This is a genomic window from Pseudomonas sp. NS1(2017), from assembly GCF_002269425.1.
Lineage (GTDB): Bacteria > Pseudomonadota > Gammaproteobacteria > Pseudomonadales > Pseudomonadaceae > Aquipseudomonas > Aquipseudomonas reactans.
Window position 1 is genome coordinate 2,646,599 of the sequence record NZ_CP022960.1, and the last position, 16,880, is coordinate 2,663,478.

General features: G+C 58.8%; 14 protein-coding genes. 11 read left to right on the top strand and 3 right to left on the bottom strand.

Features of this window, described 5'->3' with window-relative positions; genetic code table 11:
- Positions 1 to 153: 153 nt before the first annotated feature.
- A protein-coding gene (locus CI807_RS12485; protein ID WP_095014876.1) for an IS5 family transposase occupies positions 154 to 1,007 on the top strand; the annotation gives its coding sequence in 2 pieces (ribosomal slippage) (positions 154 to 502 and positions 502 to 1,007; 855 coding nt in all).
- On the opposite strand, the gene CI807_RS12490 is transcribed toward CI807_RS12485, so the two are convergent.
- Entirely contained in the window at positions 1,004 to 2,623 is a 1,620-nt protein-coding gene (locus CI807_RS12490; protein ID WP_095014877.1) for an FMN-binding glutamate synthase family protein, read from the bottom strand. The two genes, CI807_RS12485 and CI807_RS12490, sit on opposite strands and share 4 nt — an antisense overlap.
- Positions 2,624 to 2,837: 214 nt before the next feature.
- On the opposite strand from CI807_RS12490, the gene CI807_RS12495 reads away from it, so the two are divergent.
- The gene (locus CI807_RS12495) at positions 2,838 to 3,740 is read left to right on the top strand and encodes a hypothetical protein (protein ID WP_256578748.1); all 903 of its coding nucleotides are present in this window, start codon (positions 2,838 to 2,840) and stop codon (positions 3,738 to 3,740) included.
- Between the two features lie 27 nt (positions 3,741 to 3,767).
- Here CI807_RS12495 and CI807_RS12500 read toward each other — a convergent pair whose 3' ends face one another.
- A complete protein-coding gene (locus CI807_RS12500; protein ID WP_095014878.1) occupies positions 3,768 to 4,529 on the bottom strand; it encodes a LuxR family transcriptional regulator in 762 nt (253 codons plus the stop codon).
- Positions 4,530 to 4,622: 93 nt separating this feature from the next.
- Here CI807_RS12500 and CI807_RS12505 point away from each other — a divergent pair, with 93 nt between their 5' ends.
- The 8 genes from CI807_RS12505 (at position 4,623) to CI807_RS12540 (ending at position 10,509) form a co-directional block, all read left to right on the top strand.
- Entirely contained in the window at positions 4,623 to 5,444 is an 822-nt protein-coding gene (locus CI807_RS12505; RefSeq protein ID WP_095014879.1) for a carbon-nitrogen hydrolase family protein, read from the top strand.
- Positions 5,445 to 5,562: 118 nt separating this feature from the next.
- On the top strand, positions 5,563 to 6,888 hold the full coding sequence (locus CI807_RS12510; RefSeq protein WP_095014880.1) for an APC family permease: 1,326 nt from the start codon (positions 5,563 to 5,565) through the stop codon (positions 6,886 to 6,888).
- A 100-nt stretch (positions 6,889 to 6,988) separates the two neighbouring features.
- On the top strand, positions 6,989 to 7,261 hold the full coding sequence (locus CI807_RS12515) for a type B 50S ribosomal protein L31 (protein ID WP_016970719.1): 273 nt from the start codon (positions 6,989 to 6,991) through the stop codon (positions 7,259 to 7,261).
- Positions 7,262 to 7,426: 165 nt separating this feature from the next.
- Entirely contained in the window at positions 7,427 to 7,705 is a 279-nt protein-coding gene (locus CI807_RS12520) for a type II toxin-antitoxin system RelE/ParE family toxin (RefSeq protein ID WP_095014881.1), read from the top strand.
- A gap of 8 nt (positions 7,706 to 7,713) precedes the next feature.
- Positions 7,714 to 8,019 carry a HigA family addiction module antitoxin gene (locus CI807_RS12525; RefSeq protein WP_095014882.1) on the top strand — a complete coding sequence of 102 codons (306 nt, stop codon included), beginning with the start codon at positions 7,714 to 7,716 and terminating at the stop codon, positions 8,017 to 8,019.
- 186 nt (positions 8,020 to 8,205) lie between these two features.
- Positions 8,206 to 9,552 carry an HD domain-containing phosphohydrolase gene (locus tag CI807_RS12530; protein WP_095014883.1) on the top strand — a complete coding sequence of 449 codons (1,347 nt, stop codon included), beginning with the start codon at positions 8,206 to 8,208 and terminating at the stop codon, positions 9,550 to 9,552.
- 49 nt (positions 9,553 to 9,601) lie between these two features.
- Positions 9,602 to 10,009, top strand: coding sequence for an NUDIX domain-containing protein (locus tag CI807_RS12535; RefSeq protein ID WP_095014884.1), 408 nt, complete (start codon positions 9,602 to 9,604; stop codon positions 10,007 to 10,009).
- Positions 10,006 to 10,509 (top strand): GNAT family N-acetyltransferase, encoded by a 504-nt coding sequence (locus tag CI807_RS12540; RefSeq protein ID WP_095014885.1) that lies wholly within the window; start codon positions 10,006 to 10,008, stop codon positions 10,507 to 10,509. The genes CI807_RS12535 and CI807_RS12540 overlap by 4 nt, the downstream gene beginning before the upstream one ends.
- Here the strand turns inward: CI807_RS12540 and metR are convergent.
- A complete protein-coding gene (gene metR, locus CI807_RS12545; RefSeq protein WP_068936992.1) occupies positions 10,506 to 11,423 on the bottom strand; it encodes a transcriptional regulator MetR in 918 nt (305 codons plus the stop codon). The genes CI807_RS12540 and metR overlap by 4 nt on opposite strands.
- Positions 11,424 to 11,688: 265 nt before the next feature.
- On the opposite strand from metR, the gene CI807_RS12550 reads away from it, so the two are divergent.
- Positions 11,689 to 16,647: a dermonecrotic toxin domain-containing protein gene (locus CI807_RS12550; RefSeq protein WP_256578749.1), complete on the top strand. Its 4,959-nt coding sequence runs from the start codon at positions 11,689 to 11,691 to the stop codon at positions 16,645 to 16,647.
- The last annotated feature ends 233 nt before the right edge of the window (positions 16,648 to 16,880 follow it).

A 16,880-nucleotide genomic window follows, 5' to 3' on the forward strand; every position in this document is an offset into this window, starting at 1 on the left:
AAAAAATGCTCCGTATCGAAAGATGCGAAGCATTTTTGTTATAGCTAAAAGGGTACTTAGCTAGGCTCTGTACGAAATCAGCCGAAACCAATTTGAATTCCACCGACGCCGAGATTCAGTAAAGTCCACGTCCATCAAAGGCAGGAGCCCACGATGGCGAAACGGTACGAACTCCCCGACGCAGCCTGGGATTTGGTTGTGGGCATTTTCAATGAACCGCGCCGTAGCGGGCGACCGCGAACAGATGATCGTCTGATGCTCAACGGTGTACTTTGGGTGCTCTGCTCCGGCGCCGCCTGGCGCGACATGCCTGAGCGCTTCGGCCCTTGGTCAACGGTCTATCAACGTTTTCGTGACTGGCGCAATCGCGGAACGTTTGACCAGATGTTCAAGCGGCTTCATATCAAGCTCAACGAGCAAGGGTTGATTGATCTGGAAGCCTGGATGAACGATTCCACTGCAGTACGTGCAACTCGGGCCTCCTCTGGTGCCGGGAGAAAAGGGGGCCTGAAGAACCGCAAGATCACGCGCTCGGGCGCAGCCGGGGCGGCCTGACGACCAGGATCCACATGCTGTGTGACGCGAACGGTGTGCCTCTGAAGTTTCTGTTGTCGGGCGGGCAAGCCAGCGACATCGCTTATGCCCAGCCGTTGCTGGATGAGGCACATATCCCAAGTTTGCGCGGTCGTCCCCATAAACGCTGTCGGTGGTTGTTGGCAGATAAAGGCTATGACGCCGAAGCTTTGCGTCGTTACTGCGACCGGTATCGGATGCAGCCAGTGATTCCTTTGCGCAGCATGAAGCGCAAACCCAAAACGGGGTTGCCGAGACTGTTCGATCGTCCCAAGTACCGCCAGCGCAATATCATCAAGCGTATGTTCGGCTGGCTGAAGGAGAACCGCCGCATCGTTACGCGCTTCGACAAGCTTGTGAAAAGTTATGCGGCGATGGTCTCGCTGGCCTGCACCATGCGGTGTTTACGACATTACTTTTTGTACAGATCCTAGGCGGCAGCCACTTCATGGGGTTCAAAACTATCCGCCCGTGCCATCTGCCACATACGCGAGTAGAACTCGCCATTCACCTCGCCGGTCAGCAACTCACCCGGCTTGAGGAACACATGCAACTGCGAGAACAGCTTGATCTCGGTCGCCGACATGCGCCGTACCAGGTGCTTGGCCGACAACTGCGACGGATGATCCAGCCCCGCTGCCGCGAGCATTTCCGCCAGGGCCTTGAGGGTGTTGCGGTGGAAGTTGAACACGCGCTGGGCTTTGTCCGGCACCACCAGGGCGCGTTGACGCAGTGGATCCTGGGTGGCCACGCCGGTCGGGCATTTGTTGGTATGGCAACTCTGGGACTGAATGCACCCGATGGCAAACATAAAGCCCCGCGCCGAGTTGGCCCAGTCGGCGCCGATGGCCAGCACGCTGGCGATATCGAATGCGCTGACGATCTTGCCGCTGGCGCCGAGCTTGATCTTGTCGCGCAGGTTCAGGCCCACCAGGGTGTTGTGCACAAACAGCAGGCCTTCGCGCAGTGGCACGCCGATATGGTCGGTAAACTCCACGGGCGCAGCGCCGGTGCCGCCTTCCTTGCCGTCCACCACGATAAAGTCCGGGAGGATGCCGGTTTCGAGCATGGCCTTGGCGATGCCCATGAACTCCCATGGGTGACCCAGGCAAAACTTGAAGCCCACCGGTTTGCCGCCGGACAGCTCACGCAGTTGCGCGATGAACTGCATCAGTTCCAGCGGCGTAGAAAACGCGCTGTGGCGTGACGGCGAGATGCAATCTTCGCCCATCATAATGCCGCGTGTATCGGCGATTTCCTGGGTGACTTTGTGTTTTGGCAGGATCCCGCCATGGCCGGGTTTGGCACCCTGGCTCATCTTGATTTCGATCATGCGCACTTGAGGGTTCTGCGCCTGCACGGCGAAGCGTTCCGGGTCGAAGCGGCCGTCGCTGGTGCGGCAGCCGAAGTAGCCACTGCCCAGCTCCCACGTCAGGTCGCCGCCGTTTTCACGGTGGTAGGGGCTGATGCTGCCTTCGCCGGTGTCGTGGGCGAAGTTGCCCAGCTTGGCGCCCTGGTTGAGCGCGCGGATCGCGTTGGCGCTCAGCGAGCCAAAGCTCATCGCCGAGATATTGAACACCGACGCCGAGTACGGCTGGGTGCACTGCGGGCCGCCGACCATCACGCGAAATGCGCTGGGGTCGCTCAACGGCGCCGGGCGCATGGAGTGGCCGATGAATTCGAAGCCCGACTGGTACACGTCGATCAGGGTGCCGAAGGGTTTGTCGGCGGTTTCATTCTTGGCGCGCGAATACACCAGTGAACGCTGGGCCCGTGAGAAGGGCAGGGCGTCGCTGTCGGACTCCAGCAGGTACTGGCGGATTTCCGGGCGGATGGCTTCCACCAGGTAACGGATATTGCCCAGGATCGGGTAGTTGCGGCGCACGGCGTGCGGGCTTTGCAGCAGGTCGAAAATACCGATCAGGCTCAACACGCCTGTGACCAGGGTGATCGGCCACAGCCATTCGTGTTCGATGAAGGGGAGGCTGGCGAGGGTGAAAATGACGCACACGGCAAAGAAGGCGTAACGGCTTAGTAACGAAAGGCTCATACGGTTTTCCTTAGGTTCAACTCTGAAGGTCGATCCGCCATTCTGCGCCTGTAGTCAAACGGCGGACAAGGATCAACCGCGCCTGCGCTTTATTGCTGTTGAGGGTCCTAGGAGGGAACTTGTTTTGTAAAAAACGCCAATTATGGAGAGACCTGAATGACAGGGCTGCTGTAGGGCGCAGGGACGCAATCTTCATTTTATGAGTGAATTGCGAATGACTACCTCAATCTCGAACTCCCCAAGTACTTCTGTACGGAATTCTGACGGGCCTACTGCCAGTGTGTCTGTTGAAATAGAAGACACCACTCCTTGGAACAAAAACCTCTTGTCCTCTTCAGAGCGGGCGCAACTAGCCCAGGATCATAAATTAATGGAGGGTCTTGAAAAGCCCGAGCAAGATGTAAGTCGCACACCGTATATGTCCTCGGGGCGCCCTCCGGGTGATACTCGCAGCGCCGACCAGATTATCAATGACAACCCGATCCTCAAGAATCTTGGGCATCAGAAAGATATTAACCGCCTGCAGGCTTACCATAGGTTGGGTGATTGGACGAGCAACAACAAAGATCCGGATGCCCGGGCTGATGCAGCGTTCAATGCAGCCAGGGTGCTCAACTACATCGATACTTCGTTATCGTCATCAGGCGAGCACCGTGGTAAAGCGCACAATAACGGCGACCTTGAAGGTATTACCAGAAGCGGCGATGCCCGGCATGGCACTCCAGCCGGCATGTGGAAGGACTTTACCGAGCAAGGTTATCCGGCTTTGCGCGATGACCATCGATTGGATTCTACCAGCGATTCCCATGTGCGCAGCGATGGCACGAACAAGGGCAATTTCCAGTGGGGTCTCGGGGAGGCGGGTAACCACACGTGGTTTTTTCCGGGGTTGAGCAACATCCTGCTGGGGGCTGGTAACGGCGAAGGGACGCTACAAGGTGTGCTTGAGGGAGCATGGGGTGGCTTTCAAAAGACAAGGGCAGATGGGTTCGACAAAGCCCTGGAAGGTGCTCGTAACGGCAACTTTATTGCCATAGCCAGAGGCTACAAGGACGCGGTGGTAAAGAACGAGGCTACACCGCAGCAGGTCAAGGATTTCCTGTATCCGGTTACCTGACCGAACCATCGATTCAGCATTGGCCACCTATGTGCTTTGCGCTTGCAGGAAAATCGAGAACAGCTCTGACTGGGATTTGATCCCTAGCTTGCTGTAGATGTGTTTCTTATGGACCTTCACGGTTTCAACAGAGATCTCCAGCTTACGAGCGATTTCCTTGCTGGAGTAGCCACTGAGCATCAGGCGGCCTACGTCCAACTCTCGAGCAGTCAACTGCGCCCCCCAGTCATCACCTATCGGTGGCTCGGGGGCTCTGACTTGGTCGACTTCATACGGCAGACGCTGGCGCAGCAAGCTCAGCACCCAGGGTTGAATCAGCGACAGCAGAGCGATCTGCTGCGGGTCAAAGCGTTGCTTCGAGCCCAGCGACAGGCACAGGGTACGCCCATCCGGCAGGTGGCAATTAAATTGGATTTCATCGGCGACCACGTTCAGGCGGAAGTAGCGCTGGTAGTACTCAGTGAGTTCGAAGTGCTCCGGCGCGACTTCGGCCAGGCGCAAAAGCCCGGTGCGCGCGTGTTCGCGGCTAGCGATGTAGAAGGGGTCTAGCAGGTACAGGCCGTTGAGGTAGTCCTGGAACAGCTGGTCCGGCGTGCCGTCGGCCCCTGGGCATTCGGCGAACACCAGCGGGCGGTGTTCGCTGCTGAACAACAGTGCCACCCAACTGTCGGACGGCACGTATTGGTCCAGCAACCGGACAAGCTGGGTCCAGAAGTTGGGCTGGTCCAGCGCGTCTATCATTTGCCCCACCGCACGGTGCCAGGCGATGTCTTGCAGCGACATGGTCATTGATCTACCCCTATCGGGTTACCCCCGCCGCGTGATTCCCTGGTGGGTTGAGGCTGCGCATACTGCGGCACAGCTAAAGAACAAGGAATACCCATGAAGGTCGAATTTGCCCAGTTGGCCGGTCGTGATAACGATACAGCTTACAACCTTGAGCGCGCCTTGGCGGCAATTGCTGCCTGCGCCGACGATACGCAACTGATCGTATTCCCGGAAACCCATCTGACGGGGTTCCCGACATCCGAGACCGTCGCGGCCATCGCCGAACCGCTGGATGGCCCCACCGTGCAGGCCATTATCCAGGCCGCTCGTGCACGCGACGTCGCTGTGGTCATCGGTATCGCCGAAAATGATGGCGGCCAATTCTATAACGCCACCTTGTTGATCACTCCCGAAGGCATTGCCCTGAAGTACCGCAAGACCCACTTGTGGCCTTTGGAGCGAGGCGTGTTCAACCCGGGCGACCGTTATCCCACCTGCATTTGGAACGGTCTGCGCGTCGGCCTGTTGATCTGCTACGACATCGAGTTCCCCGAAACTGCCCGCGCCCTGGCGCAATTGGGCGCCGAATTGCTGATTGTCACCAACGGCAACATGGACCCCTACGGTCCAACCCACCGCACCGCGATCATGGCCCGAGCCCAGGAAAACCAGGCGTTCGCGCTGATGGTCAACCGGGTTGAAGCGGGCGATGGCGACCTGGTGTTCGCCGGCGGCAGTGCGTTGGTGGACCCGTTTGGCACGCTGCTGTTTGAAGCGAAGCGTGAGGAGGGGCAATTCGCGGTTGAGCTGGATCTCGACCGACTGGCAGCGGCGCGCAAGGACTACCGCTACCTGGATGACCAGCGCATGAAATTGCCGGGTGAGGTGATTGAGCACAGCGATGGGACGCGCGAGCTGTTGATTCCACAATCTTAAGACTGGCCCTGAGGCAAGGGAGCAAGCTCCCTCGCCACAAGTGATAACTCTAAAAACAGATTCCGCTTCACCGACTTCAGTTCTGCCATAAATCTAATAATTGCGCGGAGAATCACCCATGGCTCGTTTGCAACGCACCCTGTCATTAGGGTCGGTGGTGCTGTTTGGCATCGCCTATATGACGCCGATCATTGTGCTCGGCACCTTCGGCATCCTGGCGCAATCCACTGCGGGCATGGTCCCCGCCGCTTACCTGGCCGCCCTGGTGGCGATGTTTTTCACCGCCATGAGCTACGGGCGAATGGCCTCGGCGTTTCCGGTGGCCGGTTCCGCCTACAGCTACGTGCGCAAGGCCATCAGCCCCAAGCTGGGCTTTATCGCCGGTTGGGCGGTGTTGCTCGACTATCTGTTTTTGCCCATGGCCATCTGGCTTATTGGTGCGGCGTACCTCAATTCGGCGTTCCCGGCGGTGCCGCAGTGGATCTGGGTGCTGGCCTTTATCGGCATCACCAGCGCCATCAACATCGTCGGCCTCAAGCTGGCCAACGGCATCAATGCGTTGCTGATGCTGGTGCAATTTCTGGTGTTGATTGCGTTTGTGGCGCTGTGCATTCACTACATCGGCGGTGATGCAAGCAAGCCACTGTGGACCATCGCTCCATTCTTCAACGGCCAGATGCACATGCCGTTGATCATGAGCGGCGCGGCCATCGCCTGCTACTCGTTCCTGGGCTTTGACGCGGTCAGTACGCTGACCGAAGAAACCCGCGACCCACGTCGCACCATCCCACGGGCGATCATGTTGATCACTCTGATTGGCGGCCTGATCTTCGTGGCGGTGTCCTACTTTGTGCAGATTGCCCATCCGTCATTCGAGTTCGCCAATGTGGATTCGGCGGCGTATGAAATCGCGCGCAATATCGGTGGCGACCTGTTCGTGTCGATCTTCCTGATCGGCCTGATTGTCGGCCAGTTCGCCTCGGGGCTGTCGGCCCAGGCCAGCGGTTCGCGCCTGTTGTTCGCCATGGGCCGTGACGGTGTGTTGCCCAAGTCGTTCTTCGGCGCCTTGCATGCGCGCTTCGGTACGCCGGTCAACAGCATCCTGTTGTGTGCGGTGGTGGCGCTGTTGGCGTTGAAGCTGGACGTGACCACCTCCACCTCGTTCATCAACTTCGGTGCATTCCTGGCGTTCAGCCTGGTCAACCTGTCGGTGATCTTCCATTACTGGATCGGCGCCAAGCAGCGCGGCCTGCGTGAGTTGATCCTGTTCCTGGTGTTCCCGTTCATCGGCCTGCTGGCGGACCTGTGGCTGATGGTCAGCCTCGATCACTTGGCGATCTACTTGGGCCTGGTGTGGTTGGCGATCGGCCTGATTTACCTGGGCGTGCTGACTCGCGGGTTCTCACGACAACCACCGGAAATGGACTTTCAGGAAGTCGCATAGAAGCGACGGGCCTATTCTTATTGCAATCGGTTCTCGTTTGGGCGCATGATTTGTGTTACTGTATAACAAATCGAATGCACCCAGACGCCCCGGAGGCCTTATGAAAGCTGGTATCCATCCTGACTACCGCACCGTGCTGTTCCACGACACTGCCGCCGACGTGTTCTTCCTGATCGGCTCCACCGCCGACAGCGACCGCACCCATAAACACAGCGACGGCAACACTTACCCGTACATCCCGCTGGACGTGTCCAGCGCTTCGCACCCGATCTACACCGGCCAACAGCGCAAGACCCAGGCCGAAGGTCGGATTGCCGGGTTCAACAAGCGTTTCGCTTCGTTCGGTTCGAGCCCGAAAAAAGCTGACGCGTGAGGTTTACAGGTTTCACCTCGAAGGCCGCTCCGGTATTTGGAGCGGCTTTTTTGCTTCGGTGCTGACCGTTTGTCGCTACATCCCTGAGCGTGCTCAATGACCCGTTGAATATCCTGGGAACCCGTGTAAAGTTCGGCGTTAACGAATAACGTTAAGCATTAAGCGATGATCAGAAGCTTCAAATGCGCGGATACCAAAACCCTTTTTGAAACCGGTCGAACCCGGCGCTGGTCTGCCATCGTGTCGGTGATTGAACGAAAGCTCAGCATGCTCGATGCGGCCATTGATCTTGCCGACTTGCGCTCGTCACCTGGGAACAGGCTGGAAGCACTGTACGGTGACAGAGAGGGGCAGCACAGCATCCGAATCAATGGTCAATTCCGGATCTGTTTCATTTGGGGACCTGACGGTCCGCAAAACGTTGAAATTGTGGATTACCACTGAGGTGAATCATGTTTAAAAACGGCATGCGTCCCGTACACCCTGGAGAGATTCTCAAGGAAGAGTACTTGGAGCCGTTGGGCCTTACGGCTGCAGCCCTTGCGCGGGCGCTGCATGTCTCCGCGCCCACGGTGAATGACATTGTGCTGATGCGCCGTAGCATCAGTGCTGATGTGGCGCTTCGCTTGTCCGCTGCGTTGGAAACATCCGCGCAGTTTTGGCTTAACCTGCAGACTGCTTATGATTTGCGTACGGTGGAAATTGCCAAGGGCGCTCAGATATCCAAGGAAGTGGTGAAAGTCGCGCATTGCGCCTGATGTTCCACTACTTCTTCAAACCCGGCGAGAGTGCCGGGTTTTTATTGGTGGTTGAAAAGGGGTGATACTGAAAGGCCATCACTTCCCAAAAAACCGACTAAGCTACTCAGTAATAGGCAAGTCAGTATTCGCCAGGGAGGCAGACCCCGACCATAAGGACCGCACACCGACGATCCGAGGTGTCTCATGGGAGAGTCAGTCACTTTTACCGATGCCGAACGTGCCGTGGTGCTGCTGATCGACGCTCACCCGGATGTACTCCACAGCCTCACCCAACTCTTGCGGCTGGAACCCTTCGACCTGCACAGCGCCACCTGCGCTGCGGATGCCCTGGCCATTCTCGCCAGCCAACCCGTCGACCTGGTGATGAGCGCCGCGCGCCTGCCCGACATGGACGGCGCCTCGTTGCTGGCGCATATCCATCAACACTACCCTTACACCGTGCGCATTCTGCTGACTGGCGAGACTGATTTGACCCTGATCGTCAAAGCCATCAACGAAGGCGAGATCTACCGCTACCTGAGCAAACCCTGGAAGGATGAGGAACTGTTGCTGGCGCTGCGCCAATCCCTGGCCCATCAGCATTCCGAACGCGAACGCCTGCGTCTTGAACAACTGATCCAGCAGCAGAACGATGAACTCAAGCAGCTCAACGCCACCCTGGAAAAGCGCGTGGTCTCGCGCACCAGCGAGTTGCAGCAGACCGCCGACATGCTCGACCTGGCCTACGAAGAACTCAAACACAGCTACGCCACCGGCACTGAGGTGTTCTCGCTGTTGGCCAACCTGCGCCTGCCCCGGGCCAAACAGACCAACCGGCAGATCATCGAGTTGGTACGCACCTGGTGTGTGACTCATGGCGTGGACGAGGCCAGCAACCGGGACCTGACCATGGCCGCCGCGCTCTACAACATCGGCAAGCTGAGCTGGAGCGACAGCATGATGGCCTCGCCCTCGGACCTGCTGCACAGCAGCGACCGCGAACGCTATCGCGCCTACGCCACTCAGAGCGAATCACTGCTGATGACCCTGGAACCGATGAAAGACGCTGCCCGCTTAATCCGCCATCACCAAGAGCGCTGGGACGGCAGCGGTTTCCCCGATCACCTCAAAGGCGAAGCGATTCCCGCCGGTTCGCGCCTGTTGAAACTGGCGGTGGATTTCATCGAGCTGCAAAAAGGCCTGATCCTGGAGCGGCAGATGAACAGCGACGAAGCGCTGTTGTACATCCGTAAATACGCTGGTCGGTTGTATGACCCGGTGATGGTCGAGGACTTTGTGTTGGTCTGCGCCACTTACCTCAATGACGTGACCCTGGGCGACCCCAATGTCAAAGTCCTCGGCACCCGGGAGCTGGCGGAGGGCATGGTGCTCGCGCGCAACCTCAATGCCGACAACGGTATGCTGTTGCTCAACGCCGGCAAGGTGTTGAACCTGCCATTGGTGGATAAATTGATTGCCTTCGAGACCATGGAAGGGGCGCGCTACAGTGTCTTCATCAAGGATAACGGCGATGGACTGCTTTGCGGCTGAGCCACTTCATGTGATCCTTGCGCCCTTTTGCAGCCAAGGAAGATCGTTCATGCCCTCCACCATCCGCATCGCCGCCGCCCTCCTGATCGGCGCTGACGGCCAAACCTTGCTGGTGCGCAAGCGCGGCACCCAGGCCTTCATGCAACCTGGCGGCAAGATCGATGCCGGCGAGCAGCCTGCCGAGGCCTTGGCCCGTGAGCTGCACGAAGAACTGAACCTGCGTATCGAGCCAAGCGCCGCCGTCTATCTCGGCAAGTTTTCCGCGCCTGCGGTCAACGAGCCAGGTTTCACCGTGGAAGCCGAGTTGTTCCAGGTGCAGATCGATGTGGCGGTCACGCCTGCCGCCGAGATTGAAGAAGTGCGCTGGATCGACCCGGCCGGAGATGGCGGCCTGCAATTGGCCCCGCTGACGCGCGATCTGATCCTGCCGTTTTACCGTGCCTCGCTGACGGCATGATCATTCGCACGCTGGCGGCCAGCGACGCCGAAGCGTATCGGGCGTTGATGCTGGAGGCGTATGGCGTCTATCCCCAGGCGTTCACCTCCAGCGTGGTGGAGCGTGCGGCAATGCCGCTGAGCTGGTGGGAAAAACGCTTGAGCAGCCCGTTGGATTGCCTGCTCGGTGCGTTTGACGGGGATGAGCTGGCCGGCATTGTCGGCCTGGCCTTTGAGCCGCGAGAAAAAGCGCGGCACAAGGTGACCCTGTTCGGCATGTACGTGAATGCGGACCACCAACAAAAAGGCTTGGGCCGTCAGTTGGTGGAAGCGGCACTCGACGAAGCGCGCAAACAGCCGCGCCTCAAAGTGATCCAGCTGACGGTCACCGCTGGCAATGAAGCGGCGTTTGCCTTGTACCAGCGCTGCGGCTTCATCCAGTACGGCCTGGAGCCGCTGGCGGTGCGAGTCGGTGTGGATTACTTCGATAAGATCCACATGTGGCGCGAGGTGCCGGTTTAGCGCACCGCGCTGACCCCATCCAGGGTGGAAAACGACGTGTCCTTGGCCGTCAGCAGGAAGTCGCGCATGTAGGGTGCATCCAGCATGTCCGCACGAATCCCCGCGTACAGTGTGGCAAACAAACCTTTCTCACCCAGGCGCTTGGCCTTCACGTAGCCACGCGAGCTGTACTCATGCAACGCCCAATGGGGCATGCCGCACACGCCACGGCCGCTGGCTACCAGTTGCATCATCATCACTGACAGCTCGGACGTACGCACCTGAGCCGGTTCCACATCGGCAGGCTCCAGGAAGCGCGTGAAGATGTCCAAGCGGTCGCGTTCCACCGGGTAGGTGATCAGGGTTTCGGTCAGCAAGTCTTCCGGCACGATGTACGCCTTGTTCGCCAGCGCGTGCTGGTTGGCGACCGCGAGCATGGCTTCGTAGGTGAACAGCGGCACATAGGTGATGCCCGGCAGTTCCAGCGGGTCGGAGGTCACCACCAGGTCCAGGTCGCCACGGGCCAGCGCCGGCAGCGGGGCGAAGGCGAAGCCGGAAGCCAGGTCCAGCTCGACTTCCGGCCAGGCATCGCGGAACTGGTCGATGGTCGGCATCAGCCATTGGAAGCAGCTGTGGCATTCAATCGCCATGTGCAGACGCCCGGCAGTCCCGCCGGCCAACCGCGCAATGTCACGCTCGGCACCGCGCAGCAGCGGCAGGGTGGCGTCGGCCAGTTGCAACAGGCGCAGGCCGGCACTGGTGAAGCGCAGCGGCTTGGTCTTGCGCACGAACAACGGCATGCCCAGGCGCTCTTCCAGCTCTTTGAACTGATGGGACAGGGCGGACTGCGTCAAGTGCAGGCGTTCGGCGGCTTCGACCAGACTGTCGGCCTCGCGCAAGGCGTGCAGGGTTTTCAGGTGGCGGATTTCCAGCACCGTGGCCTCCATGAGGAATATTGATGATTAACTCGAGTTCGTTGAGTTTGTCTCATGTTGCTTAGGCTGTCGACCGAGGCGTTCATATCCCGCCATACATCGCGAAAAAAACGCTCATCCATGGGGCTAGCGGCTTACACGTTGTTGGAAATAGCCAATTACGCATTTCCTGTTTCATCGTGGGGGGCGTTCGGTATTTTTCTGCGAGCCTCGTCTCGACGCGGCGTTGGGATGAGCCCATTTTTTACGCCAAGGATGCGCCTTCATGATCTACAGAAACTCATCAAGCCTGTTCGTACCTCACCAACCGTCGGCAGTGCCTGCGACCCCGCTGCACAATGTCACCTCCCTCCTGAGCGCAACGCGTGCGCCCGCCGCCGATGTGCAGGCTGGTCTGGTGTCGTCACCCCCTTCTGGACCGACCCACCTTGCAGCTCGTGCCGTAAACAGCCAGTTCGCGACACGGCCTACCGTGCACTCGGTGGTCAGCAAAATGTTGGGTGATGCCATCAAAAGCCTGTATCCCGATCTGGAACTCAACCTGGCACAGACCTCAGTGGCGGAACCGATTTCGGATAACCCGGTGCAGTACCGGCTGACGCCGTTGCTGGATATGGCGTTAAAGCAAGTGGCGCAAGGTGGTGAACTGGACTTCACCGACAAATACGGGTTACCCCAGAAACTGATCGATCAACGTACAGGTGCCACCCTCAGGGTTCCTGCCTCTTCAGGGAACCGCAGGGATGATTTAGACATGTCGGCCATCGAGCTGGCGATTCGTACCTTGCGACCGGCGTTGAAAAACGCTTTTGCGCAGGCGTTGACGGACTACTGGGGGCAAAGCGCCCCAGGCGCAACGGGTCCCGCTGCGGACAGTCGTTGGTTGTGGTTGAGCGGCATGCTCAGTGACAGCCTCAGGAGTGCGTCACTCAAACAACCTGGCCTCACCGACGCGCAACGCGCCACGCTTGACCAGGTCGTTACCTATCCCAACCGCTCGGAGCGCCTGAGTGCCAAGGGGGATGACGCGGCCAGGGTCTTTGTCTTGGATTCCAGCGTCCGCTATGGTGGCGACACGGCCACGCAGCTCAGCCCCGACCTATTGATCACCCGTCAGATTGGCGGCAGCACCCAGGTGTTGCATGTACGTCCCAACGGGCAGGTCACCCCTTACGAGTCGTTGGAAGCCTTTGGCAGGGCGTGGGGCGAACACCTGGAGAAGGATTTTGTGTTCGACAGCCTGACCTGGAAGCGTCATGAGCCGGACGCGAATGTCTTCGATGCACAGGCGGCCGTCATTCTGAATAATCAGCTGCAAGCGGTGGCAGCCACCGAACTCCCGCCAACCAGCAGTCCAAGCGACCTGGAGCAGCGGTTCTCGTTGATCAGCGATCCCAGCCCTTGGCTGGTCGACGCCTACGCGCCTGATTCCGGGAAGGTGGCGCGGCTGCAGGAAAAACTGCCGGCGTGGCTGCGCAATGCCAACGAAGCCGATCGTTTTGCCTACCATCGCCATGCGCTGGAGCTGGCCAGCGATGTACAACGTAATCAGGGCCGTAACTTCCTTGCGGATATTCCCGATATTCGCGCCTATACCCAGCAACAACTCCAGGCCCAATTGCAGAACACCGGGTTTCTCGCGCAGCACCTGGAAGTCACCTTCAAGGTGCCCGTAGGCACTTTGGGCGGCGGCTACATCGAGCGAGTGACCATGAGCTTCACCGACATGGCCTTGCGCAATCTGGCCGGGCTGCCCAAGGGCGAAATGGAAGTGCGCCACCTCGGTCAACTGATCACCGACCCGACAACGCCCCAGCGCCTCAAAGACATCATCACCCAGGTGGATATCGGCAAGCACTATCCTGAACTGCTGCAACAACGGCTGCTCGGCGACAGCGCGGAATCACGCCAGCGCAGCGCCTTGTTTGCCGAGCAAGTACCCCTGCAACTGACGATGCAGGCCCTGGAACTCAAGCTCAAGGGCGAAGCGGGGATCACCGCGCGCGGCTACTCATATGTCGAGGCCGTGTTCACGCCGGGTGGGGGAGCCAAGCAAGTCGATGAACAAGACATCGTTGTTCGCCCACTGGCTTTTTTACGCAAGCCCGGCGCGACACCGGATGTCGTCGAGAACATGTTTGTGATTGAGCCTGCGGACTCCGCTACTGGCCCGCATGTTCTCTACCGGCCGATGTTGTCGCCCGCGTTGCAGGAATTTGCGACACGCCAGGCGTTGCTGGAGGCGATACAACAACCCGGCCCCTTGCAGCAAAGTGTTCTAGCCTGGTTGCCCGATGACAGAACCCGCGCGGTGTACGGTAACGGTGGATTCAAGACCCCGAACATTGCCCGCTACGGTATGTTCAACGAGTTCGACGCGCCTCCCACTCCGGCACCGACCGTACTGGCCGTGGATGGCTATGGTGCGGCCAGCACCTTGCGCCAGGACCTGGAGCAAGGCCGCCTGATGCAGCACTTGTTTCAAAGCAATACCCACAGCCTGGTCCACCTGGCCCAGGGGCAATCCGTATCGGATGCACAAAGCCGCTGGGCTTCCTATAAGGAGCTGGGTGGGTTGCTGTTCAATACACTGCTGCCAGTGATGCGCGGGCCGGGGGCGATGGCCGGGTGGCTGCTACAGTTGGCCGGTAGCGAGGACGACATCAGGAAGCTGTCTGACCCCAATAACCAGGGAGACTCAGCGGTGGTAGTGGTGGACTTGTTGCTCAACATGGGCATGTTGTTGACCCACTCTGTACCGGCTGACATGACTCGGCCCCCCGTGACGCTCGACACGATCAAGGAGATTCCTTTGGCCGGTGGCCCTCGGCGCCGTGCGCCGAGCCAGGAGCCGATCACCCATCGCGCGACCATCAGCCAAAGCCCAGTGGAGCCGACTGTCGGGGTCATTGGCGATAACACGACCGAGCTGGATTTTGCGTTTTCAACGCCTCGCCGATTGACCGAGCGCCAGCGGGCACACATAGATTCGTTTGTAGTTCCCGCTCCCGAAGACGTCGGCGTAGCGATTGCCGATGGGCCAAAAAAGGGCTTGTACCTGAGTCAGGATCGGCTGTATGCCAAGATCGACCATCGCTGGTTCAGGGCGGCTAATGACGTTGACGGTGTATTCATCATCGATGAGCACAACAAGGCACGTACCGGGCCGCCGGTGAGCAGTAACGGGCAGGGTCAATGGCATTTCGATAACAGCCTCCGGTTACGGGGAGGTATGCCGAAAAAAGGCGGAGTTGCCGAAACGGTCAAACAGAACCTGCAAGCCAGGCAAGAGCGAAAGGCTCGCTTCGATCAAAGCCTGCAGGACGCGGCGCCACTGAACGGAGCGCGGGAGACGGCGCGCGATGAGCTGGTGGCGACCATCAGCGACTACCACAGTGCCCGTAAAAAGCTGCGCACGCTCTGGGGCCTGTCCACCACCGGAGAGCAGCAACAGCGCTTTATCGATCCCTACATGAAGCAATTGGAAGCCACGAAAAACCTCAGGGAAAAAGTCGATCGTGAGTTCGAAGAACTCAAGCAACGAACTCAACGCAATAGTGCGGCCCTTCAAGATGCCATCGACATCATCCAGCCAAAAAAAATGGGTGCACTGGATGACCTTTCCGAGGACAAGCAAACACGTTCCACGCTCTATGGCGAAATACTCTACAACTACCGCCAAATCGAAACGTTCTACACAAGCCTGGTTGACGACAGTAACCAGTTCCTCCCGAGTGGAAGGCCCATGGCAGAAGTGGTCCGTGAGGCGAGGACAGGTTCGGTCAGTGCCTACGGCGAGGTAATCGACAATTTCGCTAAGGTCTACAAGGACCAGGAAAACGTGAAAGAAGCCGCCCTTGTCTCTGCTACCGCCCTTGAGCAATGGACGAACGACTCTTCGTTTGGCAAGACGAAGGCTGCGCTCTTTCTCAAGCTTCAAGACAAGCAACCACCCGCCAATACCGCCCTGCGCATGAAACTGTCCACACTGTCGAATCTGAAAGAGTTGAGCCAGGACCGTAATGTCCGAACGGTTGACCCGGTTGAGTTGTTTCACCTGAGGCGATTCAAGGAAACCAACTTGATCCCGATCTACCGGGCTCACATGGACCAACGGCAGTACACCGGCTACACCTTGAGTGAGCGCAAGGCGACGCTGGAAACCGTTATCGGCAAGTACCAGCAGGTGCTCAGCGATAGCCTGTCGCTGCAGGAAGCCAATCCCGGCTTGATGCGGGCTCAATACCAGCAACTTTTTGTCGAGCGCCTCAATGAAGCTATCGGTGATGCCCAAGCGGATCTGGCCGAAGTGATTCGAGAGGAACAGTCGCTGGTGCCTGCGGCGGTTGCACGCATCGACCAACAACAAAAGCCGGCGGGTCAGCGAACGTTCAGGACCCGTGACAAGGAAACCCTGATTGGCACCACTCGCCCTCAAGCGTCAGGCTCAAAAACCACCATCATTGATGTGATGGATCTGCAAACCGGCAAGCCCGTCGCCAGTTACAGCGAACACCCCAGTGACGGCGAGTGGGTAAAGATCGTGCCTGCTGAATCCCCAAGGCCCGCGCCGTCGCCTAAGTCCCTTGCGACGCTCAAAACCGAAGCCCAGAAACTGCTCGAAGACAGTGCCGGGATTGAACGCTCGATAGCCTTTCAGAAAAAGAAACTCAACGACCCGCAGCGCAGGGAAGGCATCAACCCGCTGGACTGGAACGACATGCTGGAAGCTCAAGCCGACCGACTGCAAGCCACGGCCTTGCAAGCCGAAAACAGCCACAGCGCAAGGCCCGAAACCGAGCAACTGGTCAAGCAATGGCGCGCGCAGGCCGACGATCTGCTGAAGAAAGCTCGCCAGCATTGCGCCGACGGCTACAAGGTGCTCCCGCCCAAACCGGAAAATATCGACTACCTGTGGAAGCATGGCTTCGTCGATATCAACCTGGTACGGCGGGATACAGCGACCCAAAGCGGCGACGTCTTCACCGAGTACGCGGTACGTGACAAAGGCAAAGTCGATGTCCTTTGGTACGCCCACTTTCATTACCCGGTAAAAGGCTCACCCCGCAACCTCTATACCGCTGCGCACTTGAAAATACCTTCCCAGCGCGCCAAGACTCAAAAAGACTTGGTCGCGGAGGCGGGTAACAACCGTGTCGTTGAGCAGATCGTCAGGGCCCGCATAGGCCCGCCTCTGGATGAAAAGCTGTTTCTGAAACTGTGACTCCTACGCCTTGATGAAAAGCCGCAGCGCCCTGCGGCTTTTCATGCTCTACGGCTATTGGGCCACCCACAATGGGCGGATATAAGCCAATGCCACGGACTGCCTGCCAATGTCGGAGACGATGCTGAGGGATAGAGAGTTAGAGAGCCGACCGTTGAGCGGCATTCATGAAATTGTCACGCAACTGTGGCAGCGCGCTTGAACAAACTTCATCAGACTCGCGCTCTACTGGG